The sequence below is a fragment of the Botrimarina mediterranea genome, assembly GCF_007753265.1.
Classification (GTDB): domain Bacteria; phylum Planctomycetota; class Planctomycetia; order Pirellulales; family Lacipirellulaceae; genus Botrimarina; species Botrimarina mediterranea.
Map to the genome: position 1 here is coordinate 2,050,693 of NZ_CP036349.1, position 25,010 is coordinate 2,075,702.

The 25,010-nt window shown below is 65.1% G+C and carries 18 protein-coding genes and 1 tRNA gene; 9 read left to right on the forward strand and 10 right to left on the reverse strand.

Going from position 1 to position 25,010, the window contains the following annotated elements; genetic code table 11:
* The first annotated feature begins 19 nt into the window (after window positions 1-19).
* The 6 genes from Spa11_RS08245 to Spa11_RS08270 all read left to right on the forward strand — a co-directional run bounded on the left by Spa11_RS08245 (window position 20) and on the right by Spa11_RS08270 (window position 5,396).
* Window positions 20-736: a Uma2 family endonuclease gene (locus Spa11_RS08245; RefSeq protein ID WP_145110606.1), complete on the forward strand. Its 717-nt coding sequence runs from the start codon at window positions 20-22 to the stop codon at window positions 734-736.
* Window positions 737-988: 252 nt separating this feature from the next.
* Window positions 989-1,255: a hypothetical protein gene (locus Spa11_RS08250; protein WP_145110609.1), complete on the forward strand. Its 267-nt coding sequence runs from the start codon at window positions 989-991 to the stop codon at window positions 1,253-1,255.
* Window positions 1,256-1,304: 49 nt separating this feature from the next.
* Window positions 1,305-1,922 carry a 3-isopropylmalate dehydratase small subunit gene (leuD, locus tag Spa11_RS08255; RefSeq protein ID WP_145110612.1) on the forward strand — a complete coding sequence of 206 codons (618 nt, stop codon included), beginning with the start codon at window positions 1,305-1,307 and terminating at the stop codon, window positions 1,920-1,922.
* A gap of 113 nt (window positions 1,923-2,035) precedes the next feature.
* Window positions 2,036-2,935, forward strand: coding sequence for a hypothetical protein (locus Spa11_RS08260; protein WP_145110615.1), 900 nt, complete (start codon window positions 2,036-2,038; stop codon window positions 2,933-2,935).
* A 20-nt stretch (window positions 2,936-2,955) separates the two neighbouring features.
* A complete protein-coding gene (locus tag Spa11_RS08265) occupies window positions 2,956-3,276 on the forward strand; it encodes a hypothetical protein (protein ID WP_145110618.1) in 321 nt (106 codons plus the stop codon).
* A 473-nt stretch (window positions 3,277-3,749) separates the two neighbouring features.
* Window positions 3,750-5,396, forward strand: coding sequence for a phosphodiester glycosidase family protein (locus Spa11_RS08270; RefSeq protein ID WP_197529833.1), 1,647 nt, complete (start codon window positions 3,750-3,752; stop codon window positions 5,394-5,396).
* A 392-nt stretch (window positions 5,397-5,788) separates the two neighbouring features.
* Here Spa11_RS08270 and Spa11_RS08275 read toward each other — a convergent pair whose 3' ends face one another.
* Together Spa11_RS08275 and Spa11_RS08280 are read right to left on the reverse strand one after the other, a co-directional pair.
* Window positions 5,789-6,367: a hypothetical protein gene (locus Spa11_RS08275; protein WP_231933207.1), complete on the reverse strand. Its 579-nt coding sequence runs from the start codon at window positions 6,365-6,367 to the stop codon at window positions 5,789-5,791.
* A 224-nt stretch (window positions 6,368-6,591) separates the two neighbouring features.
* Entirely contained in the window at window positions 6,592-8,313 is a 1,722-nt protein-coding gene (locus tag Spa11_RS08280) for a SpoIIE family protein phosphatase (protein WP_145110624.1), read from the reverse strand.
* Between the two features lie 160 nt (window positions 8,314-8,473).
* On the opposite strand from Spa11_RS08280, the gene Spa11_RS08285 reads away from it, so the two are divergent.
* Window positions 8,474-8,545: transfer RNA gene (locus Spa11_RS08285), tRNA-Gln, on the forward strand.
* Between the two features lie 203 nt (window positions 8,546-8,748).
* Here Spa11_RS08285 and Spa11_RS08290 read toward each other — a convergent pair.
* The 4 genes from Spa11_RS08290 to upp all read right to left on the reverse strand — a co-directional run bounded on the left by Spa11_RS08290 (window position 8,749) and on the right by upp (window position 15,190).
* Entirely contained in the window at window positions 8,749-12,219 is a 3,471-nt protein-coding gene (locus Spa11_RS08290) for a beta strand repeat-containing protein (protein ID WP_197529834.1), read from the reverse strand.
* 128 nt (window positions 12,220-12,347) lie between these two features.
* The gene (gene hpt, locus Spa11_RS08295) at window positions 12,348-12,905 is read right to left on the reverse strand and encodes a hypoxanthine phosphoribosyltransferase (RefSeq protein ID WP_145110630.1); all 558 of its coding nucleotides are present in this window, start codon (window positions 12,903-12,905) and stop codon (window positions 12,348-12,350) included.
* Window positions 12,906-13,210: 305 nt separating this feature from the next.
* On the reverse strand, window positions 13,211-14,467 hold the full coding sequence (locus Spa11_RS08300) for a NupC/NupG family nucleoside CNT transporter (protein ID WP_145110633.1): 1,257 nt from the start codon (window positions 14,465-14,467) through the stop codon (window positions 13,211-13,213).
* A gap of 93 nt (window positions 14,468-14,560) precedes the next feature.
* A complete protein-coding gene (gene upp / locus Spa11_RS08305) occupies window positions 14,561-15,190 on the reverse strand; it encodes a uracil phosphoribosyltransferase (RefSeq protein ID WP_145110637.1) in 630 nt (209 codons plus the stop codon).
* A gap of 114 nt (window positions 15,191-15,304) precedes the next feature.
* Between upp and Spa11_RS08310 the strand changes: the two genes are divergently transcribed.
* A complete protein-coding gene (locus Spa11_RS08310) occupies window positions 15,305-16,501 on the forward strand; it encodes an endonuclease/exonuclease/phosphatase family protein (RefSeq protein ID WP_197529835.1) in 1,197 nt (398 codons plus the stop codon).
* A gap of 113 nt (window positions 16,502-16,614) precedes the next feature.
* Here Spa11_RS08310 and Spa11_RS08315 read toward each other — a convergent pair whose 3' ends face one another.
* Entirely contained in the window at window positions 16,615-18,000 is a 1,386-nt protein-coding gene (locus Spa11_RS08315; RefSeq protein ID WP_145116946.1) for a phosphatase PAP2 family protein, read from the reverse strand.
* 243 nt (window positions 18,001-18,243) lie between these two features.
* Window positions 18,244-19,083, reverse strand: coding sequence for a hydrogen peroxide-dependent heme synthase (hemQ, locus tag Spa11_RS08320; protein ID WP_145110643.1), 840 nt, complete (start codon window positions 19,081-19,083; stop codon window positions 18,244-18,246).
* 557 nt (window positions 19,084-19,640) lie between these two features.
* Between hemQ and Spa11_RS08325 the strand changes: the two genes are divergently transcribed.
* On the forward strand, window positions 19,641-22,013 hold the full coding sequence (locus Spa11_RS08325; protein ID WP_145110646.1) for a hypothetical protein: 2,373 nt from the start codon (window positions 19,641-19,643) through the stop codon (window positions 22,011-22,013).
* 17 nt (window positions 22,014-22,030) lie between these two features.
* Here Spa11_RS08325 and Spa11_RS08330 read toward each other — a convergent pair whose 3' ends face one another.
* Both Spa11_RS08330 and Spa11_RS08335 read right to left on the reverse strand, forming a co-directional pair.
* Window positions 22,031-23,431: a (Fe-S)-binding protein gene (locus Spa11_RS08330; RefSeq protein ID WP_145110649.1), complete on the reverse strand. Its 1,401-nt coding sequence runs from the start codon at window positions 23,429-23,431 to the stop codon at window positions 22,031-22,033.
* 159 nt (window positions 23,432-23,590) lie between these two features.
* Entirely contained in the window at window positions 23,591-25,009 is a 1,419-nt protein-coding gene (locus Spa11_RS08335; RefSeq protein WP_145110652.1) for an FAD-binding oxidoreductase, read from the reverse strand.
* Window position 25,010 lies beyond the last annotated feature (1 nt).

Below are 25,010 nucleotides of genomic sequence, written 5' to 3' on the forward strand. Positions count from 1 at the left end.
TCAGCCATCCAAGGACGCCATGGACCTAGTCAGCAACACCGCCGCAACTGTGTTCGTCCCGGTGACCTGCTACACGGGTGACACGGAGACCGGCGTGAAAGTCCCGGCGACCGCCCACACGCACGACGGTTTCCGTGCGTGGGCCGTCTCCGATGATTTTCCCCAGGGCGTCCGAGCGACCTTCATTGCCGGAGAGATCCTCGTTGATATGAGCCCCGAGTACTTCGAGAGCCACAACTTTCTTAAGACCGAGATCAGCGCCGTCATCTACGGCATCGTGCGACAAGAAAAGTTGGGACGGTTCTTCAGCGACGGGGCCCTCATTACCAACGAAGCAGCAGCCCTCTCCTGCGAGCCCGACGCTACTTTCGTCAGTCACGAGTCTTTCCGCTCAGGTCGCTGCCGCTTAACCGAGGGCGTTTCCCGGCCGAACGACAGCAAGGAACTAGTGGGCTCGCCTGACTGGGTGGTCGAAATCGTTAGCAAGTCGTCCGTTCGGAAAGACAAGCAACTGCTTCGGAAGGCCTACTTCGACGCCGGCGTGCAGGAGTACTGGCTGATCGACGCATTGAGTGATCAAGTCGACTTCGAACTGCTCACCCGCGACAACGCCGGCTTCGTCGCAATCGAGCCGCAAGACGGTTGGCTTACCTCGACAGTGTTTTCACGCGCCTTCCGATTAACTCAACGGCGAGATGCAGCCGGTTACGTCGAGTGGTCACTTGAAGTGAAATAATCCTTTCCGCTTTCCGCCTTCGGATGAATCCCTTCACCAGCCACAACATTGATGGGGAGTGGAATGCAGTTTCTCTCCGATACCGAAATCAACTCGAGTGCTGAATTATCCCACCTTTCACTGACGGAGTTACTTGAGAAGTCGCAGTCCTCTTGCCGGCTCGCAATACCTGCCGATGCAAATCACCGTACCCAACTTGCGTGTGAGATCGTGCAAGGGCTTCACGCCAATAATCGAGACTCACGATTGCTGGTGAGAACGCTCGGCTGGGGGGTGTGGAACGGCGAGTTCCCTCGGGTGGTCGAGCGATTCCGAAAGTCGTGTGGTGAAAGCCGCCCGTTGATCGAAGCGCCGCACTTACTGTGCACGCCAGGGGACCTGCAAGACTTCGAAGCTTGGTGCATCATGGGAGTTCTTCAGCTCTGGGACCTGCACCTACTGAACTTGGGCAACCACGAGAGCGCCTATTTCAGCCACGACGAGTGGTGCGCCACCACTTGGCAACCCGCTGCCAACTAGCGCGGCCTTCATTCTATTCCGCCTTCCGCCTTCCCCTTTCCGCCTTCGGATGAATCCCTTCACCACCCACACCGGTCTCGTCGTCGCCATGGACCGGGCCAACGTCGATACCGACCAAATCATCCCCAAGCAGTTCCTCAAGCGGATCGAGCGGACGGGCTTCGGGCAGTTCCTCTTCTGGGACTGGCGCGCGGACGAGGACGGCAACGAGAACCCCGACTTCGAGCTCAACAAGCCCGAGGCCAAGGGCGCCAGCGTGCTGCTCGCGCGGCGTAACTTCGGCAGTGGCTCGAGCCGTGAGCACGCGCCTTGGGCGCTGGAGGACTACGGGTTCCGCGTCATCGTGGCGCCGAGCTTCGCCGACATCTTTTACAACAACTGCTTCAAGAACGGCATGCTGCCGATCGTCCTCAGCGAAGAGCAGGTCGAGGAGTTGTTTAAGCGGGCCGCTCAGCATGCGAAGGACGCGGGCGGCTACCGGCTGACGGCCGACCTCAACACGCAGACGCTCACCGACGAGCACGGCTTCAGGGCGTCGTTCGACGTTGACGCGTTCCGTCGCCACTGCCTGCTTAACGGGTTGGACGATATCGGCTTGACGCTGGAGCACGAGGACAAGATCGCCGCCTTCGAGGCGAAGCACGTCCATTTGGCGCCGAGTGCTTAAGCAAGAAAGTTTCCTACGACGGACAGACGGCCATTTCTTCGGGGCAGGGTTGGCCCAAGTACTAGAGCCGTCGTGTACTTCGTGTCCGTCGTGGTTCAATCTCGGTAGCGCCTATGAGAACGAGTCAGCTACTCGGAACTCTTCTCCTAGCGATTGCTGCGACGAGCCTGTCGGCATCTGCTGCGGAGCCGGTCGTTGTCATCGATGGTCTGTCGCAGCCGACGGGTCTGGCGGTGCGTGAGGGGCCGCGGGGCGGGGTGGAGCTGGCGATCGCCGAGGCGGGCGTCGGGCGGCTTACCTCCGTGACGTTGCTCGGCGAAGAGCGGCAGAACGCGGTGACGCTCGTCGAGGGCCTCGGCGCCGAACCGCACGCCGTGGCGTGGGCCGCCGACGGGGTGCTCTTCGCTGCGGGCGAGAAAATCACCGCCTACGCTTGCGAGCGGCCGGACCTGCCGGCCAAGGAACTTGCCTCTGCGGCAGAGTCCACGCCCGGACGCGGCGCCTTTACGTCGCTCGTCGCCACGGATCGGCACGTGTACGCGCTGCTTGACGGCGGCCTCTGGCGGTCGCGCCGGTTGGCGGAGCAACTAACCGAGGCCCGGGTCGCTACTCAGCATGAAGAGGGCCATGACGAAGCGATCGTCGGTTTGGCACTCAACCCGCGGGGCTATCTGGCATCGCTCGTCAGCACACGCCTCGGCCACGAGCTGCGTTTCCTCGACCCCGAGCGTCCCGAAGCCCCCGGCGACGCGACGCCCGTCACGGGGCTCGAGGAGCCGTTCGCCATGTCGTACGGCGCCGTTACGCGGCCGAGCGAGCCGCTGCTGTACGCGTTGCAAGCGGACGGCGTCTATAGGATCGACGCGGCGGGCCCGTCGCTAGCGACGGCGCGACGCGTCGCGGAGATCGCCGAGGCGAAAGCGATGGCGTTCGGACCCGACGGCGCGTTATACATCGTCACCGCCGACGAGTCGCGCACCGGTGTGGTGCTGCGTACCGCCGGAGAGTTCTAATCTCTCAGGGAGCTAATCGCATGTCGCGACGCGAACGAATCGAGGCGATGCTCACCGACGACCCCAGCGACACCTTTCTGCGCTACGGCTTGGCGATGGAGCTCGACAAGGAAGGCTCGCACGAAGCGAGCCTCGAGCACCTAGCGGGCCTCACGAAAGACGCCACGCCTTACGTCCCCGCGTTCTTCATGGCGGCGCAGCAACTCGCCCGCTTGGAACGCGTCAACGAGGCCCGTGACTACCTACGCGTCGGCATTGAGGAAGCCCGCCGCCAAGGCGATGCCCACGCCGCGGGCGAGATGAGCGAGTTCCTGGCGTCGCTTGGGCGGGCAGGCGAGTAGCGTCGCGCAGAGACGCGGAGACGCGGAGAAGACTCACGCAAAGCCGCCAAGGCGCAAGGGACGGGTGGAGCATTTCCGACCGCCGAGCCGCGACCGTCAGGGAGCGATCCAGACGCGTTCGATGTCAGAGTTGTTTGGTCGCCCCCTGACAGTCGTGACTCAGCAAAATAAGGCCTTAGGGTTCTTCCTTCGCGCCTTAGCGACTTTGCGTGAGTCCTTTCGGCTGTCTCCGCGTCTCTGTGCGAGACCCCTTCCCGTGCATCGTTATGCAGCGTGATCAGCCGATTGCGCATGCGCTTCGACCAATCGAGCACGCGGCAAGCGGATCGTCTCGCCATCCGGTCCCACTTGTCTCGCCTCTCCGCAGAGGTGATTGCGGTCACGGGCGCCCCCTTTTAGCCTCGGTCTGGAAAGAAGGCCGGCCGGGGCGGCGTCGCTCGGGCTCGATTCACGGAACACAACGAGACAGGGAAATGGCTAACGGATCGAAGTGCGCGCTGGGGTTGGTTGCGGCCTGGGTCGTTCTCTTGGTGGGCGTCGTTTCGCCTACGCCCGCTGCGGTCATCCCGACCAACCTGCTCCCCTACACGCAAGTCGCCGAGCCCTTCTACGGCATCACGCATTACCAGATCTTTCAGCCGTACAACGCTCCGGCGTCGGCGCCCTTCCCGCGGGAGGTCGCCATCCACTTGGTGGAGATCGATGCCTCGGCGCCCGGGATCGAGTTCCTCGGGACGCCCGGTAACGGCGCGACGAGTAACGAGTACACACGCACCACGACGAGCACGTTTGTCGCCAACAACGATTTGGCCGTTGGCATCAACGGCGACTTCTTCACAACCAACACGGGCATCACCGCCAACGTCAATGGCTTGGGCGTCAGCAACGGGGACATCGTCTCGGGCCCTGGCGGCAGCGGCAACTCACTCGTGACCTTCGCCGATCAGTCCGCGTCGATCATTACCAGCTCGACCATCCCCGCCGGCGCGTGGAACGCCGTCAGCGGCAATCAGCGGCTCGTGAACAACGGTCTCAACGTCACCCCTTCGGGCAGCTACACGACGACGCTCAATCCGCATACGGCTGTCGGTGTCGATGCGGAAACAGGGAACGTCTTCTTCATGCTGGTTGACGGCCGGCAGGGCGACTTCTCGGGCGGCATGCGGACCGACGAAATGGCCGACCTGTTTATCGACTTCGGCGTCGATAACGCGATCAACCTCGACGGCGGCGGCAGCTCGACGCTTGTCTTCGCCGACGGCATTGGCGGCGCGTCGCGCGTCGTCAACAGCCCCAGCGACAACGCCACGCCCCAACGCCCCGGCGGCGAGCGCTTGGTCGCCAACCACTTCGGCGTGGCGGCGATCCCGAATCCCGCCTATGTCCCGATCCCGGCGCCCGCGCGTCCGCCGGTGGCCAACACCGATCCGCTGCTGGTTAACCTGACGATCTTCGACGACTTCGAAGCGAACGAAGGCCGTTTCAATCAGGCGCCCACCTTTAGCGGCTCGACTCTCGGCATCACGGCCGCCAGCACCGCCGAGCGCGTTACGGGCGACGCTCAGATGGGCGACGCTCGCCAAAAGCTAACGCTCGTCCGCGACAGCCGCACGACCGGCGCCCGGGTCCGCCACGTCTCCGGCGGCGCCAACCCTCTCAACAACCGCGAAATCGAGGACGGCGAGTTGCGGGCGATGGGAACCGAGGGCTTCGTTGGCTACTTCCTCAAGACCACCGAGCCCGACCTGATGGTCTCGCTCGGCCTCGACGACGGCTTCGCCCAGGGCGTCACCGGAACCGAGATCGCTACTTCGCTCCCCGTGATCGCCGACGGCGAGTGGCACCTCTACGAGTGGGACCTCAGCGACGCGGCTATGTGGAACAACTTCGCCGGCGGCAACGGCACGATCAACGGCCCCGGCGCCTACATCGACTCGATCATGCTCTTCCCGGGCGCGAGCACGGCCAACACCACGTTCGACGTGTTCATCGACACGGTGGCATACAACCCGTACGGCAGCCTCGCCCTGCTGGCGATCCCCGAACCGACGAACGCGACGCTCGTCGCGTCGATGTTGCTCATGTCGCTGACGTCTCGCGCTGCGACGCGGAGACGCTGAGAAGTCTCACGCAAAGACGCCAAGCCGCTAAGGACGACGCGAAGCGAACTAGGAGTCGGCTCGCCTGTGGGCGGCGCCGGCCCACAGCATCGCGTTGAAGGGCCTCAGGAGGCCCTAGAATCGCTTCTTGCGCGCTCCTAAAGGTTTAGCCGCACCCCAGGTGCGAACGCGTCAGAGGGCCCTCTATGGGGTCCAGGCGAGGTGGCCGGTTTTCCCGGGTTTCTGCCGGCATTTCGCTGGCTTTTGGCCACACCATTCGTTGAGAAGTCTCACGCAAAGACGCCAAGGCATGAAGGAATCCGCGAAGCGAATCCGGCAACCGAGCCGCGACCGTTAGGGAGCGACCAAGCGGCGTGTAACTGTTGTCGATGGATTACTTCCCACCGTACAACTCACCAGTACCCAGTTCGCTGGTAAACAACGCCGGCATCTTTGTCGAACAAGTACTTAGCTCCGCCGCCATCGTCCTCGTGAGGGCTGTAGTACGTAATGGCGTTTTTGAGCGGCGGCCAGCCTTGCTCCACGTACTCGTCGAACTCGTCTGGATAAGGAGGTACGTCCTCCCCAGACATTTTGTGGCGCGGGACTGCTGAATGCTTACCGTACTTTTCCCAGAGCTCATCTAGGTAATTGTGAAAATCAGTTACCGAGATGGAGTACTTGGCAAGATACCCATTTGGGTATGTGAACATAGAAATCGCCACGGCAGAGGGCGGCAGGTATCGCTGCGCTCGGAAGTCCGTGATCTCGTTGTAGCTTTGATACTCAAATCTCCCGAATCGAATCTTATCGAGAGCAAGCATTACGCCCGTACATGACGGCACGAAGGCAAGAATTGCCAGAAGGACGCCAAGAGAAAAAGCAGTCGTCCGCTTCCTACCAGTCTTAGGCGCCAACACGGTGAAGGCGATCACCGCGACGACAAGGCCGGTGGCAGTAATCTGTAGCGGCAGGATTAGAGGCCAAAGCATGGGCTGTTATAGCAATTAGTGGGTCAGGCTGCGCCTGACGCGGCTGACTTAAGGGAGCTGGTGGGTCGTCAGGCACAGCCTGACCTACCTAATTGCGAATCGCTATGGTCGCTCCCTAACGGTCGCGGTTCGGATACGAACAACCCTTAGCGTCCTTCCTTCGCGCCTTGGCGTCTTTGCGTGAGTCTTCTCTGCGCCTCCGCGTCTCTGCGCGAAACCTCACGCTAATCCGCGTCGCGCCCGAATACGCACAGACACATGTCGTCCGACTGGTCGAAGCCGTTGACGAACTTGCGGACATCGGTGATCACGTTGTTGCCGAGGTCGGCGATCGTCTTTGCCGGGAGCCTTACCTGCGCGGCGATGCGCTCGAGGCCGTAGAGATCGCGCGTGGCGTTCATCGCCTCGTTGAAGCCGTCGGTGAAGAGCGTGAGCGACTCGCCCGGCTCGAGCGTGATCTTCGCCAGCTCGTAGTCGTAGTCGTCCATCACGCCGATCGGCAGGCCGGTGATCTCTTCGTGGACGTCGAGGACCTCGCCGCTCACCCGGCGCAGGTAGGGCGCCATGTGGCCCGCGTTGACGAGCGTGACTTCATTAGTGGCGGGATCGACGACGGTGTAGATCATCGTCACGAAACGGTCTTCGAGGCCCTGCGCGCAGAACGCCCGGTTGACGTACTTCACGGCGCTGGCGAGGTCAGGCTCGGTCGCCAGGGCGAACCGCACGTCGCTGGAGAGCTTCGCCATGACGATCGCCGCGGCGACGCCCTTGCCGGCGACGTCGCCGAGCACCACCGCGAAGCGGCCGCCGGGGAGGTTCACGTAGTCGTAGTAGTCGCCGCCCACCTGGCGGGCCGACTCGTAGAAGTCGAAGAACGCGTAGCCGAGCGCCGTCGGCGGCGCCGCGGGCAGCAGCGCCCGCTGCATGCGGGTGGCGAGCTCGAGGTCGCGCTGCAGGGCGCGCTGCGCGATCACCTGGTCGTGCATCCGCGCGTTGTCGACGGCGACCGACGCCAGGCTCGCCACCGCGGCGAGCACCTCGAGGTCGTCTTGCTCGAACCGGCTGCGTTGGTTGAGCGTGTCGATCTGGATGACGCCCATCGGTTCGTCCTCGCTGTCGATCAGCGGGACGCACATCATCGAGCGGATCTGGAACTGTGCGATCGACTCGGCCATGCCGAACCGCTCGTCGCTGGCGGCGTCGGCAGAGAGGATCGCCTTCTTGCCGGTCATCGCCTCTTCGACGATGGTGCGGCTGATCCGCGCGCCCTCTTCCATGTCGCCGCGGCGCGTCTTGGCGGCGACCGGCACCAGCGGCGCGTCGGGCGCGGGCCGCATGACGACGAAGCCGCGGTCGGCCTGCGTGAAGACTTTGAAGAGGCTGTCGAGCAGTTTGGGGAGGACCTCGTCGATCGAGATCGCCCGGCCGAGGCCCTTGGCGATTTCGATCAGCGCGGCGAGCTTCACCTCGGGCCGCGCGGACATCGACCAGCCCGTGGCGCCGCCCGCGCCGCCGCCGACGCCGATGGTGGCTTGGAAGTCGGTGGCGGGTTCGCTCGATTCGGTCTTGCGGTCGTCGACCATCTGGACGAGCGACGACTTGGCGTCGCTGAGGTTGCCGACCAGCATGCCGGTCAGCCCGGTCCGCCCGGGGGCGTCGTCGCCCTCGAAGGCGAACTCTTGGTCGCAGATGCCGATCAGGTCGCCGCTGGCGAGCACGGTGGGCCCGGCGATCCGCTGGCCGTTGACGTAGGTGCCGTTGCGGCTGCCGAGGTCCTCGACGACGAAGTCGGCGCCGCGGCGGATGACCTCGGCGTGGCGGCGGCTGACGGCGGCGACGTCGAGCGAGACCTCGCAGTCGCTGCTGCGGCCGATGGTGGAGCGCTCGGCGGTGAGCGGGAACCGCTTGCCCGGTTCGACGCCTTGAACGAGGCGGAGCGTTGCCATGGGTGCGGGGCGGGGTGCGGGGAGGCGGCGGCTGGCGATCCTACCTGCCGCAGAGAGAGTCTACGGCGCCCCGAAAAAGGCCGAAAGCCTTCCGCCCTTGATCGCCGGGCCGTGGGGCCCTAATCTTTGGTTTCGTGGCCCTTCTCGCGGCCCGAGCTACTGGGGATTGGTGTAATCGGTAGCACGACGGATTCTGATTCCGTTAGTCGGGGTTCAAGTCCCTGATCCCCAGCTTGCTGCGTTTCTGGGCCGGCTCAGCTTGGCTACGCCAAGACTTCGCTCGGCGGGTTTCTGCGGTCTCGACGTGGCGAAGCCACGATCTGGCCACGCGCCGGCTGGCTTTCTGCGGTCTCGGCACAGTTTGTTAGCCCTGCCCGATTTAGCCCCCAATCCCAATTAGCCCCCGGTCAATGACCGGGGGCTAATTACCTCGCTTCAATCCCGACGGCGGGCGCCGGCGAGGCCGGCAGCGGCGAGCACCACCAGCGCCGCGGTCGTCGGCTCGGGGACTGCCGACGCCATCGCGAAGGCCATCGACGGGGCAGGGGCCGTGGCGCCGTAGTTGGCGGCCCAGACGGCGTGGTCGGCTGCGGTGACCGTTCCCGGCGTTGGGTCGCCCGGCAAGGTGACGGCGGCGCCGAAGTTGTCGCGGTAGACCGTGTAGTCGGCCGCGTCGACCGAGCCGTCGTTGTTGAAGTCACCCGGCAGCACGAGGTCGAGCACCACCTGCACCGAGTTGGCGTTGTAGATGGCTTCCCATTGCGTGCCGGCGGGTAGGTTGCCCGAGCCATCGACCACGTCGGCGAACGTGCCGAGGACGCCGCCCGCCGCCGTGATCAGCTGGACGGTTGTGCCGAGCGTCGGGCCGAAGCCGCCGGTCATCACGCGCAGCTCGCCGCCGACTTGGGCGATACCGCTGGCTACCAAGCGGTCGAACTGCCCGAGCGCGTCGCCGTTGATGTCCATCTGTAGCACGCCCGACGCGGATTGCAGGTAGTCATCGAGATCGACTCGGCCCGCCGCGCCCGCCGCGATCGCCGCGAAGCCCTGGTTGGTGACCTGGGCGCCGACGAGCGCGCCGTCATCGAAGCCCAAGGAGCTGCCGCTGTCGTTGATCAGCTCGCCCGTGCCGGAGAAGACGGCGCCGGATTGAATCCGCGTCGCGGCGTTGGCGAGCCGCAGGTCACCGGTAAGGGTCGTGTTGCTGCCGGTCTCGAACACGACCGTCCCCGCCACCTCCATCCGTGACGCGCCTCCCATGACGGTGACCGTGCCGCCGATGTCGGTGGCGTGCGTCGAGCGGTAGACGCCGCTGGAGAACGTGAGTTGCGAGGCGGGATCGAATTCGAGTTCGAACCCGTTAGCGAAGACCGTCCCGCCATCGGCGATCACTGTGCCGTTGTAAAGGAAGGCGGCGTTGTCACGCAGTTCGAGGGTCCCCTGTGTGGCGCGGAGCGTGCCCGTGTTGGCGGCGCCGTCCCAGTCGTTCGTGTTGTTGTCAACGACGAGGGTTCCAGGCGTGGTCGAGATGATCGCGGAGTTATTGATCACCCGCGACAGGATCGCGCCGCGGCCGCGGAAGCCGTTACCGTCGTTGGTGACCGTGGAGCCTTGAACGGTTCCTTCTTCGAGCACCACCAGGCCGATGGCGTTGGTGTTCCAGGGCGTCGTGACGTTTAGCACCGAGCCGGCGCCGTTTGTGCCAACCGTTCCGGCGTCGACGATGCCGCCGTTGACATTGAGCTGGCCGCCCGTGGCGATCAGTTGCGCGGTCCCGTTGCCGTCCACCGGGGCGTTGATGGCGCCATGCCCCCGCAGCGCGGCGCCGGATTCGATCACAAGATTGCCGGGGCCATTGACCACGCCACCGGTGATTTCGTTGGTGTCGCCCGCGACTTGTGACCCACCGGCGAGGCGGACGCCTTCGCCAAGCGTGACGTTGTTGAGCGCGCCGCCGTTGAGCTTCACCCGCGACGCGATCGAGCCGTCGCCGGTGACGTTGAGTTGCGAGCCCGCGTCGAAACGCAGGGCCGAGCCCGTCGTGGATGCGGTGACGAACGTGTTGGCCGAAGCGTCGCCCGCATAGTTGAGGCTGCCAGCCTCGAAGACGACATCGCCGCCGCCGGTGAGGTTGACCTCGAATTGGCCGAGATTAGCGACGTTGACGGCCGCATCGACGCCGTCCCCCGCGCTATCGATCGCCGTGGCGTTGATCGTGAGCTTGGCGTTGTTGAGAACCTCCGTGGCGCCATCGTCGAGGTCGAGCGTGGCGACGCCCCACGTTGTGTCCGCGGCGATGGTGGCGTTTCCTTTACGGAAGACGCCGCCGCCAGTGAACGAACCGCCGTTATAGCTCGTGAGATTGTGGTTCAGTTCTCCACCAGCGTCGATGACGACGGCGGAAGACAAGCCGTACTCGCTTACGGCGTTGACGTTCAGGCTAGCGCCGGAAGCGACGTTGACATCACCGTTGATGCTGAAGGTCTCGCCGTTAATCGTCGAGGTTGCGCCGCCTCCGACGTTGATCTCGCCGCCGGAAGTGACGCTCCAGGTGTTGTCGGCCGTGGTGACGTCGAGCTCGCCGCCGTTGAGGTTGATCGTGTGGTCAAAGTCCTCGTCGGCGCCGGCGCCGAGGTCGAGATCGAGGTTGCCGCCGGCGTTGATCGTCGTGACGTTCGGCGCGAGGCCCTGGCCGTCGAGGTTGAAGTCGGCTGTGTCGATGTTGACGACCGCGTTGATCACCAGCGAGGCGCCGGAGTCGTTGCCGGCGATCATGTTGAAGTCGACGCCGCTGCCGAACGTGGCGTTCGCGTTGAAGATCATCGTGCCGTTATTGTTGACGACGCCGCCCGTGGCGGTGATCGACGAGTCCAGCTGCAGCGAATCCCAAGCGTCGTCGATGTTGATCTCGCCGCCGGTCATCGTCCAAGCCGCGCCTGCAAGCCGCGCGGCGGGGCCGGGATTGGGGTCGCTGCCCGGCAGGGTGAAGCCGAACGCCGCGGTGTTGACGTTGATCACGCCCGCGTCGAGCGTCCAGGTGTGGGCCATGTCGAGCGTCGAACCGGTTGAGAGGTTCATCACGCCGCCGAAGCCGTCCGTGCCGGTGCTGACGTCAACGTCGAGCGTGGCGTTGCCGTTAATGTTGATCACGCCGTTGCCGGAGAGGCCGTCCCAGTCGAAGCGGGCGTCGACGCTGGTGGCGGTGAGCTGCAGAGTCCGCGCGGGCGGGCTCAGAAAGACGAGACCGATATTGCCGGCGGAGATCGTCCCGTCGTTGCGGAGGACGACGTGCGCGCCGCCGGGGCTAGCGTCTTCGAGGTCAACACGGCCGTTCCCCGTCAGCGAAGAGTCGGCGCCGATGTCGAAGAGGCCAGAGTCCACCTCCAGAATGGCCGTTCCAATGCCTGCCTGAGAGTTCAGAGTGACGCGGGCGCCGCCGCTGAGGTCGAGCGTGTTGGTGTCGAAGGCGTCGCCAGCGCGGCCGTAGAGCGTAAGGTTCGTGCCGGCGCCGCTGAGAGTGGTCGCGCCGTTGACGATGAGTTCGCGCGTATTAGGAGCGGACGCGCCGCTGTCGGAGCTGTTGGTCACGCCGGTGGCGCTGCTAAGGCTGAGCGAGGCGATTTGCTCGTTGATGTCGAAGATCGTCTGGTCGCTTGCGGCGTTCGCCAGGTCGCCGATGATGATGTCGTCGTTCGTGCTGACCGCGGAGTCCGGGCTCCAATTGCCGTTATCGCTCCAGAGCTTGCTGGCGCTGTTGCCGGCGTCGTCCCAGCGGAGCGTGACGGCGTGGGCGCTATATGACGCCCCGCCGATCAGAGCGGCGAGGCCGAAGCGGCAAACGAGAGTGGTGAGGGTCTTTGATTGACGGCGCGGACGGGCCTGACGGCGCTGACGGGGGAGGGGCATTTCCATGGCTCCGGCTCAGAAGGGAGAAGCACCCGCGATGGGCGCTCGTATCCGAGCCGATCAGGAGCCGTGGCCGCAGCCCGACAGCGATTCAAGAAGTTTCTTGCGAGACCAACGCCGCGCTCGGCTTAGCCAGCGGCGTCGGCGGCGATCAGTTCTTTGTGCCGCGCGAGGTCGTCCTCTTCCATCACCGCCAGGTGGGGCAGGTTGCGGTAGTGATCGTCGTAGTCGAGGCCGTAGCCGACGACGAACTCATCGGGGATCTCGAACGCCACGAAGTCGGGCTGCGCGGTCACCTCTTGGCGGCCGTGCTTGCGGAGCAGCACCGCCGAACGCACCGACTTGGGACCGAACTCCTTGATCTTCTCGATCACCTTCACCAGCGTGTGGCCCGTATCGAAGATGTCATCCACGAGCAGCACGTGACGGCCCTTGATATCGAACATCAGCTCGGCGTTGACGCTTAGCTCGCCGCGTGTGGTGGTCTCGCCCCCGTAGCTCGACGCCTCGATCACGCCGACGCGGAGCGGCATCTCGAGCTCGCGGATCAGGTCCGCCACCAGCACCACGCTGCCGGTGAGCACCGAGACGATCGACAACGGCTTGTCGCCGTAAGTCGCGGTGATCTCGGCGGCCATCTTGTGGACGCCGTCTTGGAGCTGCTGCTTGGAGTAGAGAATCCGCATGGGTCGTTGAGCGTAATAGGGAGAAGGAGATGGGGGGATGTTGGTAATAGGGGGGATGTTGGTAATAGGGGGGGGATCGCAAGCGGACGAGTGAGTTTAACGACGATTAAGGCCGTTGAGTCGTCGTGGGCCGTTTGGTAGGTGATTTGGGGAAGGGTGGGCATCCGCTCTGCGGCTGGCATTTATCTCCAACAACGCCCGGTGAGACTCACTGCGTCATTCGTTGTGCGAGTCATTTAGCAGCCTACCGGCCGCTTGCGATCCCCCCTGTCACCAATATCTTCCTATCTCCTTAACTGAATAGACTACAGGAGGATCGCCGCGATGCAGGCGGTGAGGAACGAGGCGAGGGTGCCGCCAATCATCGCCCGTAGACCGAGTTTCGCCAAGTCGCCGCGGCGCTCCGGGGCGAGGCTGCCGATCCCCCCCAATTGGATGCCAATCGAGCTGAAGTTCGCGAACCCGCAAAGCGCAAAAGTCATCAGCTGGCGGGTGCGCTCGCTGATGACGGCGTCGGCGCCGGTTGATTGCCACTCGGCGAGCTTGCCGTAGGCGACGAACTCGTTGGTCGCCATTTTGAGGCCCATCAGCTGGCCCGCCGCCGAGCAGTCGGCCGATTCGATGCCGATGAGCCACGCCACAGGCCAGAACAGCCAGCCCAAGAGGCCTTCGAGCGACCAGCGGGCCGGGTCCTCGGGGACGCTCTGCCCGGCCAACTCGGCGACGTGCCAAAAGGCGTCGCCGGCGAGGCCGAAGATGGAATTGACGACCGCAATCAGCGCGAGGAACACGATCAGCATCGCGCCGACATTCAGCGCCAGCGATAAGCCCCCGGTGGTGCCATTGGAGATCGCCTCCAGCACGTTGACGCTCTCGTCTTCGACCTCGACGCCGACGTGGCCGCGGGTCTTGGGCTCATCGACCTCAGGCTGCATCACCTTCGCCAGGAGCAGCGCGCCCGGCGCCGAGATGACCGACGCCGCCAGCAGGTTTCCCGCGTTGATGCCCATCGCCGACAGCGCGCCGAGGACGCCGCCCGCCATGGTCGCGAAGCCGCCCACCATCACCGCGTTGAGTTCGGACTTGGTCATTGTCGCGATGTACGGCTTGATCACGAGCGGCGCCTCGGTCTGGCCGACGAAGATATTCGCCGCCGAAGACAGGGTCTCGGCGCCGGACGTGCCGAGCGTCTTCTGCATGACGATCGCCAGCAGGCCGACGACCTTCTGGATGACGCCGTAGTAGTAGAAGATCGACATGAACGCCGAAAAGAAAATGATCGTCGGCAGCACACGGAACGCAAAGAAGTGCTCGGCGAAGTCTTCACCGAACACAAACACTGTCCCAGCATCGACGCAGCTCAGCAGGCCAACGAACACCTTATCGACCGCCACGAAGACGCTCTGACCGAACGATGTCTTGAGGATCACCAGCGCGAAAGCGAACTGTAGCAGCACGCCGCCGATGACGACTCGCAGCGGGAACTTCGTCTTGTGCGAACTCATCAGCCAGGCCAGGCCGATGATGACGATGAGTCCAAGCAGGCTTGAAAAGCGATCCATAAAGGCTGTCGGCGATTGGCTGTCGGCTATCAGCTAGGTGCTTGTTATCGTCAGCCGATAGCCGATCGCTGACAGCCGATAGACAGCCACGCGTCAGCGCGGGGTGTTGAAAATCCGGTCGCCGGCGTCGCCTAAGCCGGGGACGATGAACTTCGAGTCGTTCAGGATCGGGTCGATCCGGCAGACGTAGATCTGCGAGTCGGGGAAGGCCCGGGAAACGTTGTCGATCCCCTCTTGCGCCGCGAGGACCGAGAGCATCTTCACGCGCCTCACGCCCCAGCGCTTGAGGGTCTCGAGGGCCGCGGTGACCGAGCCGCCGGTCGCCAGCATCGGGTCGAGGATCAGCGCCACGTCCACCGGGCGGCCCGGCGGGAGCTTGCTGTAGTACTCGACGGGCTCGGCGGTCGCTTCGTCGCGGTAGAGGCCCAGGTGCCAGACCTCGGCCGAGGGGATCAGGTCGAGCACCGGGTCGATCATCCCCAGCCCCGCGCGGAGGATCGGCACGAGGCCGATCCGCTCGGCGAGCCGCGAGCCGTCGGTCGTCGTCAGGGGCGTCGTGACCTGGGTCTTCTCGACGACGAGGTCCTGTGTCGCCTCGTACGCCAAGAGGGTCGCCAGCCGGCGGATCAGATTGCGGAACTCGTCCGACGGCGTCCGCGCGTCGCGCAGCCGCGTCAGGTGGCAGTCGATCAGCGGGTGCTGGACTTCAATGACGCCGCTCACGCTTTCTTGACCTCGAATTCGCGGGTGAACCGTTGCGTCGCCTGTGGCGGCCGAGTCTAACGGGGGGGCAGGTGAAACGGAAGAAGATAGGCAATTTCCCGGATGAGGTTCTGCGTGTTCTCAAGAGTTCTCGTTGCGATCCTGGCGATCTTTGGCGGTCAGGCCGGCTTTGCGGCCGACCCGGCGGCGCCAAAAGAGGGAACGATGCGGATTGCCTCGTACAACATCGCCATGTACCGCGGCCGCGCGGGGCAACTCGCCGCCGAGCTGCGGTCGGGCAATTCGCAGCAGGCGAAGCGGATCGCGGAGGTCCTGCAGCGGGTGCGGCCCGACGTAGTGCTGCTTTGCGAGATCGATTACGACTCCGAGAACGATCCGGCGAGGATGTTTGCGGAGATGTACGCCGCTAAGCCGCAAGCCGCTGGTCTGGAAGGGTTGTCGTATCCGTATCGCTTTGCGGCGCCAGTGAATACGGGGGAACCCTCGGGCCTCGACCTCGACAACGATGGGCGGACCGACGGACCCGCCGACGCCTGGGGCTACGGGCGCTACCCGGGGCAGTACGGGATGGCGGTCTTGTCGCGCTGGCCAATCGACGAGGGGGCGACGCGGACCTTCCAAAAGCTGCTGTGGAGCAAGCTCCCCGACGCCCGCCAGCCGATCGACCCGGCGACCGGTGAGCCGTACTACTCGGCCGAGGTTTGGGAGCAACTGCGGCTGCCGTCGAAGACGTTCATGGACGTGGCCGTAAGCGCACCTCAGGGGCCGCTGCGGCTGCTCTGCTCGCATCCAACGCCGCCGGTGTTCGATGGGCCCGAGGACCGCAACGGCCTGCGTAACGCGGACGAGGTGCGTCTGGTGACCGAATACGCGGCGGGGCGTATGGGCGATTACTTCGTCGATGACAAGGGCGTCGCCGGGGCGATCCCCGCGGGGCAGCCCTTCGTGGTGCTCGGCGACCTCAACGCCGACCCCAACGACGGCGACGGCATCCGCGAAGCGATCCGCGACCTAATCGCCGGCCCGCAGATGGCGCCCGACCCGCAACCCCGCAGCGGAGGCGCCGTCGCGTCGTCAGCATCCCACGCCGACCTCAACCAGAACCAAACCGGCGACGCGGCCAACGACACCGGCGACTTCAGCGCCGACGGTCACAACAACCTGCGGATCGACTACGCGTTGCCGTCGAAGGAGTTGCGTGTGGTGGGTTCGGGCGTTTACTGGCCCAAGCCCGGCGAAGCGGGCGCCGGCGCGGCGGGGGCGTCGGACCACCGGCTCGTATGGGTCGATGTGGAATCGGTGGAGCGTTGAAGCGCGGCGCACTTCAATTAGTCCCCGGTCAATGACCGGGGGCTAAATGGACCGGGGGCTAAATGCTATCGAGCCCAAAGCGCCAGCGCCGGGAGTGAATCATCGAGCAACTCTTAACGCCGCCGCGCGAACCCGAGCAGCCCCACCGCCACAAGCACGAGCGAGGACGGCTCGGGGATCATCACCGATGAGGTGAACGGCTGCGTGAAGACATACTCCGCGATCGAGCGGCCCAGCGCCTGCCCTTCGATGTCGTCGAAGTTCCAGTGGATGCCCAGGTAGACGCGGCTGCGGCCGTTCTCGGCGATCGCCTCGCTGAACGAGTTGAAGCTCCGCTCGACGCCGGGGAGCTCGACCGAAGCCACCGTGAACGGGATGTTGTCGTCGCCGAAGAAGAGCGCCATCGTGTGCATGGCCGCGGCGCCGAAGGTGGCGTGGCCCGAGACGTAGGCGGGGAAGGGCGGCGTGAAGTTGTTGATCACGGTCTCGCCATCCGGGTGCATGCCGCCGGGGGCGCCGAGCGGGACCCAGTCGTCGTCGCCCTCGGTCAGCGCGTTGCCGTCGGCGTCCCCTTCGCGGATCGCGACGACGGGTCGCCAGTAGTCGTATTCAAACTTCGACTCCCACGAGAGCATGCCCGCGTCGGCCATCGCGACCGACGCCTTGGCGAACATCTGTGCGTTCTGCTTGTCGGTGTTCCCTTGCTGAACGGCGAGGGTGCGGAGGATCTCGTTGTACAACACCGGCGGCGAGCCAGTGCCGACGCGGTCGTAGGCCCAGAAGTGGCCGATCTCGGTCTGCTCGGCGGTGCGCGTCGTGCTGTCCGCGGCGCCGAGCGACTTCACCTCGTTGTAGGCCGCGGCGTACTCGGCGCTGTCGATCGCCGGCGGGGGTGGGACCGTGTGCATGCCGTGCGGGGCCATGAAGGTCGGCATCTCGCCCCACGACGGCCCCCAAGCCTCTTGGCTGGGGTTCATCGGATCGGGCGACCAACCACCCGGCTGCCCGCTGGGGACATACTGCGAACTCTTGTCATGGCCGTCGTAATGCCGGTGATTGGCGATCGACGAGCCGACCATCTGGCCGACCGAAACGCCCATCGCCTTCTCGGCGTCGTCGGCGATCCCGGCGAGGCTCGTCGCTAGGCGCGCGTCGAGCAGCGCGGACTGCTCGGGGTAGACCGATGTAAGCACCGCGTGCGCGGCGACCGCCGCGGCCGCCTTGGGCGAACCCACGTAACCCGGCGACGCGTTCCCGCCGCCGTAGTCGTAGTACATCGTGCCGCCCGGATCGGTCATCGCGAAGGCGTCGTACATGGCGAGGTTGACCATCGCCATCGTGCGCGTCGACATGCCCGGGTTTTGATAAGCCCAGTTGTTGACGATCGTTTCGGTGGTGACGGCGTTCCAGTCAAGGATGACGTCCGCCGAGGCAGGCGTCATCGGCGCCGCTATCGCCAGCACGGCGGCGGTCAACAGGTGGCGAAGAGGAGACGGCATTTGGAGCGGGACTTCATGGGTGCTTGTTGTGGGTCGGGAACGCTTCCAGCACAGTCCGATCGCACCAATCCAATCCAAGGCCGAGCCGAATCGATCCTCGCCATCACCGCTTCACTACGCAGGCGCGCAGCAGTGCTCGGTGAAGAAGCTCTTCGGGGAGACAAAAGGTCAGACCTGCCAAACCGATTCAGCCGCAAACGCGCTTGCGAATGGCGGCGTCGGTTAAGGGGTGCGATCGCTTCGTTAGCGTCTCACGCGGCAGTGGTCGATCAGGCGGTCGGCGTCGCAGACGTAGCCAACCAGGAAGGGTCCGAATTCGGCGTAGCGGGCGCTCGCCTCGTCAAACCGCATCTCGTAGACGATGTCCTTGAGATAAGCGGGGTTCGCTCCCCACAGCGTAACCCCCCATTCCCACTCATCCAAGCCAATTGCCACCGTAATTAGCTGACTGACCTTGCCGGCGTAGGCCATGCCGCTACGAGCGTGTTGACCCATCATCCTGCTGCGTTCGGACTTGGGTACGGTGAACCAGTTCTCGCCGACCTCCCGCTTCTTATTCATCGGGTAGAAGCAGACCGACTGGTAAGGGGGGATTTCGGGCGTAAGTCGTTGCCGGTTCATGCCTTCCAGCCGATCGGCGTAGGCCTTGAGCTTGGCGTTGTAGGCGGGCGAGCCCTCGGCGTCCCCCTCGGCGATCAGGCGCTGGCCGTACTCCTCGGGGCTGGGGACGTACTCGCTGATCTCTGTGACCGAGATGAACGAGTACCCCGGCCGCAGGACCGGCCCCGCTGGGCCGGCCATGAGCCGCTGGTGGACCGCGTCGATCCGCAGGGGGTTGGGGTCGAGCATCATCACCCCGAAGTCGGCCTTAAGGCCGCTGGTGATCGATAGCTGCATCCGCACGGTGGCGTGCTCCGCCGCCGGGTCGAGGACCGCCCGCAGGTCCTGGGCGATCGCCTCCCGCTGCGTCGGAGCCAGGGCGTTGAGCCGCTCTCGATCGAACGAGTACCAGAGATGGCTGCAATGCCAACCGCCGTCGTAAGGGGCGAGCGGGTCGGCAGAGCCAGCGGCGTGAGGATTCATCGCAGGGTCAGCGAGTTCGGCGAAAGATTAGGGAGGGCAGCGGGTGGCTCAACGCAATCCGACACACGAGCGAGCCCCCCATTTGGGTGGATTTCACCTTACCCACTTAGGAGGCCCTAGGAGGCCGTCTAAGGCGGTCGACGCGGGTGGCTTGGCAAACCCTTAGCGAGTTGTAGGGACGCGTCTAGGGGGCCTCTATGGCTCTCTAGACGTCTGTTCACAGCCTCGCCAGGTTGCCGGTGTAGCAGCCGGATCAAAAAACCCCTCTTTCGGGTGGTTTTCTGCTGGCGCTGTTCACCCAATCCGGAGAGGCCGGAACAAAGCCTATCACAGTCGTCGGTTGGAAGGCATCGGGCCCAAAGCCTCCTGCCTGGCTGTTCGCCGACCCTACCACTGGTCGAGCCGCCTTCACCACGCCCGAGGAATGGTTGTAACCCGTCGATTAGGGCGTTTGGCGCCCAAGTTGCCTCTAACTCCGACGTCCTGATATGCACCCCCGCTACTCGAGCCGCTCGAGGTTAACCGTGCGCACACCAGCTCAGCTACTTTACGCCCTATTGGGCTCCTTCGCCCTCGTCGGCCTCCTCGGCGCCGCGACGGTCGCTCCCGGGCAGCCGCCGTCTCCCGAACTCGCCTCTCCGGAATCGGCGGTCGAATCGACCTCTCCGAGCGGTCAAAGCGATGCCGCTCTTGAGGACGCGGGCGTGGGAAGTGAGGCGATGCCTCTCGAACAGGGCCCGGTCCACGAGGCCTTTGCCGCTCCGGTTGGCGACTTTGGCGCCGCCTCGCAGGAGTTGAGCGAGACAGTAATTGAAAAAGAGCCGCCGGCGACGATCGACGAGCTCCCCCCCGCCGAGCAGCCCGAAGGAGAGAACGTTCAGTGGATCCCCGGCTACTGGATGTGGTCGCCGGATCGCGAAGACTACGTCTGGGTGAGCGGCGTATGGCGCGATGTCCCGCCGGGACGTGAGTGGACGCCGGGCAGCTGGGTTCAAGTCGAGGGCGGTTACGCTTGGTCAGCGGGTTACTGGGCCTCATCGGCCACGACGGAGGTCGCTTACCTACCCGCGCCGCCCGAGAGCCTCGAAGAAGGCCCCTCGAGCCCCGCGCCGAGCGACGATCACTTTTGGATCCCCGGCTGCTGGACCTATGCCAACCAAAACTACCAGTGGCGCCCCGGCTACTGGTATCGCTCGCAGCCCAATTGGGTGTGGGTGCCGTCCTATTACAACTACACGCCCCGTGGCTATATCTTCGTGAACGGCTACTGGGACATGCCTCTCTACCGCCGCGGCGTGCTCTACGCGCCGGTCTACTGGAACTCGCCCGTCTATGGTCGGCCCGGCTTCGCCTATCGTCCGCGATCGGTTGTTAACACGTCGCTGCTGGTCTCGAGCCTGTTTGTGAACCCGTACCGGCACCACTACTACTACGGTTCTTACGGCCCCGGCTTCCGCAACCAGGGGCTCTATCCCTGGTTCGGCTTCTCGAGTGGCGTCTACGGCAACGCGGGCTTCGGCCGCGGCGGCTTCCGCTACTACGATCCGCTCTTCAGCTTCTACCGGTACGGCGGCGGGCGCAACGCCTTCGGACCGAACTTCAACCAACTACGTCGTGACTACGCCCGCTTCGACAACGACCGATGGGACGGCAATCGCGGACCCGGCGGGCGTGGACCCGGTTGGGACGGTCGTGGCCGCGACGGCCGTGGTCCGGATGGACGCGATCGTGACGGACGTGACCGTGGGATCGAGGGTTTGATTGCCTCGAGCATCGGCGACCTCGACTCAAGAGGCGGCCGCCCCTCGATGCGGCAGCTCGACGACGCGGCGCGTGAGCGGATCACCAGCAACCGCGATCAGATGCAGCGCTTCCGTGACCGCCGCGCGGAGATCGAAGGTGGCGGCGACATCGCGGCTCGTGTCCGTGGCGGCGCCGGCCGAGACGGCGCCAACCTCAACGCCGACGCCCGCGCACGTCTGGACCGCGATGGCCGCGGTCCCAGCGGTGAACGCCGCGAAGTGATGCGGGTGCCGCTCGAGGACTTCGGCGTCAGTCGCGAACGGGTCGAAGCCGCCCGCCAGCGCGCGGCGAACAACCAAGCCCAATCGCAGAACCGGGCCGAGCAGGTCCGCCAGCAGGCGCTCGATCGCGCCCGCAACCGCGGAGAGAACGCCGGCCGCCCCGGCGGTAACAACCCGCTGAATAACGATCGGCCTAACCTCAATCGCGACGACCTTCAGCAGCGAATTCGCAACCAGCAAGGTCGCCCCAACAACGGCACCGGTCGACAAGGCAACCCCAACGCTCAGCCCGGCGCTAATGCGCAGCCCGGCGGCGACGCGGCGGATCGCGCCCGTCAGGACGCGCTCAACCGCCTCCGCAACCAGCAGCAGCGTCCCAACAACGGCGCCGGTCGGCAGGGCAATCCCAACGCCCTTCCAGGCAACAACCAACGGGACCAAATCCGTCAGGACGCGATCAATCGCTTCCGTAACCAGCAAGGCAATCCAAGCTCGCGCGGCCCGGGCGCTGCGGGGCAACCCAATCTCCGCAGCCCTTCGAGTGAAGCGATCCAGAACCGCATCCAGCAACGCAGTAACTTCCGCGGCCCCATCCAGCAGGGCAATCCTCAGGGAATAAACTCCTCGCCGCAGCGTCGTCCTTCGCCGACGCCGAACTTGGGCAACCCCCGTTCGTTCAATCGGCCCAGCGTCAGCCCCCAGCAGCGTAGCACTCCGAGCATCAACCGCTCGGCGATCCCGGGCGGCGGTCGTCCTGGTGGCGGACCTTCGTTCGGGGGCAACCGCGGTGGTGGTGGGGGCGGCCCGGCCTTCGGTGGTAACCGGGGTGGCGGCGGTGGGGGCTCGTCCTTCCGTGGCGGCGGCGGTGGCGCCGGAGGCGGCGCCGGTCGTGGCCGTGGCCGTTGAGTTTTCTGACGATGAACCTAGGACGCGTCGCTAGCGCGACACGCTTCGGCGAGCAGCTCCATCGGGTGCGCCACTCGCACGTTGGCTAGCGACGCATCGTCCCGGCAGGCCAGGTTGAGTTGGTGCATACAGCCGGGGTTTGCGGTGGCGAGCACGTCGGGATTCGCGGCTTTGACGTGACCGAGCTTTCGCTCTAACAGTTTGCCTGCTTGCTCGGGTTGCGTGATCGTGTAGACCCCCGCCGCGCCGCAACACCAATCGGACTCGGCGAGCGGAACGAACTGGTAACTGGGCACGCGCTTGAGAAGTTCGATCGGTTGGCTGACGACCTTCTGGCCGTGGCAAAGGTGGCAGGAGGCGTCGTAGGTGACGCGTTTCGTAGCGCCACCCGCGGCTAGCGCCGACGGCTCACGGGTTAGTACTCGCTCAAGCCGCGACTGCGGCGTCGCTTCACTGCCGACTGCCTGCTGCCCACCGCCCACTACCTGCCACACGAACTCTTGCACGTCGCGCACCTTCGCATCCCACGCCTTCGCGCGCGTCGCGTAGTTAGGATCGTCGGCGAGCAGGTCGGCGTAGTGACGCAGATGGCTGCCGCAGCCGCCGGCGTTGCTGATCACCGCGTCAACGCTATCGAACGCCAAAGGCCCGGCACGAAGGCCTTGCCAGTCGAACATATCGAGCGTTCGGCGTGCCTGTTCTTTCGCCTGATCGAGATCGCCGTTGTGGGCGTGCAAGGATCCGCAGCACGGCTGTGAACGCGGCGTCACGACTTCGCAACCCGCCGCGAGCAGCACGTCGACCGTCGCCCGGTTCACCCGTGCGAACGAGATGTCTTGCACACAGCCGGTGAGCACCGCGACCCGCGCGCGGGGCTTTCCGCTCCACCACTCGGCGGGCGGCGTCTCGACGGTCTTGATCCGTGCGTCGCTGAATGGCGCGTCGATCGGCGGCGCCGATGGCTCGAGGTCGCGCAGCGTCTTCGGCGCCAGCCGCATCGCGCCGATCATGTAAAGTGTCCGGCGAATCCATGGGATCTGTTGCACGGCGACGCCTCGCGCCACCAAGCGTAAGAGCCACGGCCGCGTCATCAATAGCCGCAGGCCCAGCCATCGATAGACCCGCCGCATCGGCGTGTCGAGCAGCCCGGCATTCTCGCTCGCCGCCCGTCCCTTCTCGAGCAGCGAAACGTACTGCACACCCGCCGGACAAGCCGTCTGGCAAGCCAAACAGCCGACGCAGTAGTCCATCTCCTCGGCAAACTCGCGCGACAACGGCAGCTCGCCATCGGCGATCGACCGCATCAACGCGATCCGCCCGCGCGGGCTCGACCGCTCACGCCCCGTCTCGACAAACGTCGGGCACGTCGGCAAACACAAGCCACAGTGCATGCACTGCTGGACAACGGAGTAGTCCATTGTCTGGAGCAAGTTCAGGCCGTGTTCTTTATTCGCCACTTCTGCTTTTAAGAATGGGACGCGGATTTAAAGGGATTGAAGGGATGAACGCAGATAAAAAGTGAAATGGAAGAAATCCGCGGCAATCCCTTCGATCCGCGATAATCCGCGTCCCATTCTTTAGTCGAACACCTTGCCCGGGTTGAGCAGCCACTGCGGGTCGAGCGCTTGCTTTACTTTACGCAGCAGCTCGAAGCTGCCGTCGCCGAGTTGGCGGCGGAGGAAGGGCTTCTTAGCCAGACCAACACCGTGCTCGCCGGTGATGGTGCCGCCGCGGCGGAGCGTTTCGTCGACGATCTCTTCGAGCGCCGCCTCGAAGCGGTGCATCTCGTCGGCGTTGCGTTCATCCACAAGGAACGTCGGGTGGAGGTTGCCATCGCCCATGTGCCCAAAGACGCCGATCCGTACGTTGTGCCGCTCGGCGCAGCCGGCGATAAACTTTACGACTGCCGCCAACTCACTGCGCGGGACGGTCACGTCCTCAAGGATCGTCGTCGGACTCACCCGCGCGAGCGCCGAGAACGCCGCGCGTCGCGCCGTAAGCAATCGCTCGGCGTCTTCGACGGTCTGGGCCGTCTCGACGTTGGTGGCGTTGTTGTCGATGAGCGCTTGGTGCATCGCCGCGGACTCTTCTTCCACCACCGCCGGGTGGCCGTCGGATTCCAGCAGCAGTAGCGCCGCCGCGTCGAGCGGCAGGCCGAGGTTCGCGTAGTCGTCGACGCAGCGGATCGTCGTCTGGTCGAGGAACTCAACCGTGCACGGGACGATCTTTCGCGCGATGATGTCCGACACGGCCTGGGCAGCGGACTCCAGCGTCGCGAAGGTCGCCACCATGGTGCGCCGCGCCTGGGGGCGCGGCAGCAGTTTCAGTAACACTTCGGTGACGACGCCGAGCGTCCCTTCGCTGCCGATGAACAGGTCGCGGAGGTTGTAGCCGGCGACGTCCTTTACGCACTGATTGCCGAGCCACACCTCTTCGCCGTCGGCGAGCACGACGCGGAGGCCCATCACATAGTCGCGGGTGACGCCGTACTTGAGGCCGCGCAGGCCGCCGGAGTTCTCCGCCACGTTGCCGCCGATCGTGCTGATCTTCTGCGACCCCGGGTCGGGCGGATAGAAGAGGCCGTGCTTGGCGGCCTCTTGATCGACCTTCATCGTGATCACGCCCGGCTCGACGCGGATCGTCAGGTTGGCCGTATCGACCTCGATGACCTTGTCGAGCTGCGTCATCACCAGCGTCACGGCGCCGTCGAGCGGCACGCTCCCGCCCGAAAGCCCCGTCCCCGACCCCCGCGTCACCAGCGGCACGCCTGCCGACGTGACCGCCTTCACGATGGCCGGGACCTGCGAACGCTCGGTCGGAAAGACCACACACGCCGGCCGCTGCTTGAGCATCGCCGTCCCGTCGAACGCGTACGGCGCGACGTCGATCGCCTCGGTCAGCACGTTGTCGGCGCCGACGACGCCACGCAGCGTATCGATCAGCGCGGCGTCGGCCCGGTTGTAGTTCGCTGGCGTCGCAGGAGAGGCGGCAATCATT

Coding starts and splice junctions, on each gene's coding strand:
- Spa11_RS08300 (WP_145110633.1), bottom strand. CDS start 14,467: ATGGATCGCTTTTCAAGCCTGCTTGGACTCATCGTCATCATCGGCCTG.
- Spa11_RS08335 (WP_145110652.1), bottom strand. CDS start 25,009: ATGATTGCCGCCTCTCCTGCGACGCCAGCGAACTACAACCGGGCCGAC.
- Spa11_RS08290 (WP_197529834.1), bottom strand. CDS start 12,219: ATGCCCCTCCCCCGTCAGCGCCGTCAGGCCCGTCCGCGCCGTCAATCA.
- Spa11_RS08270 (WP_197529833.1), top strand. CDS start 3,750: ATGGCTAACGGATCGAAGTGCGCGCTGGGGTTGGTTGCGGCCTGGGTC.
- hpt (WP_145110630.1), bottom strand. CDS start 12,905: ATGCGGATTCTCTACTCCAAGCAGCAGCTCCAAGACGGCGTCCACAAG.
- Spa11_RS08275 (WP_231933207.1), bottom strand. CDS start 6,367: ATGCTTTGGCCTCTAATCCTGCCGCTACAGATTACTGCCACCGGCCTT.
- leuD (WP_145110612.1), top strand. CDS start 1,305: ATGAATCCCTTCACCACCCACACCGGTCTCGTCGTCGCCATGGACCGG.
- Spa11_RS08265 (WP_145110618.1), top strand. CDS start 2,956: ATGTCGCGACGCGAACGAATCGAGGCGATGCTCACCGACGACCCCAGC.
- hemQ (WP_145110643.1), bottom strand. CDS start 19,083: ATGAATCCTCACGCCGCTGGCTCTGCCGACCCGCTCGCCCCTTACGAC.
- Spa11_RS08315 (WP_145116946.1), bottom strand. CDS start 18,000: ATGCCGTCTCCTCTTCGCCACCTGTTGACCGCCGCCGTGCTGGCGATA.
- Spa11_RS08330 (WP_145110649.1), bottom strand. CDS start 23,431: ATGGACTACTCCGTTGTCCAGCAGTGCATGCACTGTGGCTTGTGTTTG.
- Spa11_RS08280 (WP_145110624.1), bottom strand. CDS start 8,313: ATGGCAACGCTCCGCCTCGTTCAAGGCGTCGAACCGGGCAAGCGGTTC.
- Spa11_RS08260 (WP_145110615.1), top strand. CDS start 2,036: ATGAGAACGAGTCAGCTACTCGGAACTCTTCTCCTAGCGATTGCTGCG.
- Spa11_RS08245 (WP_145110606.1), top strand. CDS start 20: ATGGACCTAGTCAGCAACACCGCCGCAACTGTGTTCGTCCCGGTGACC.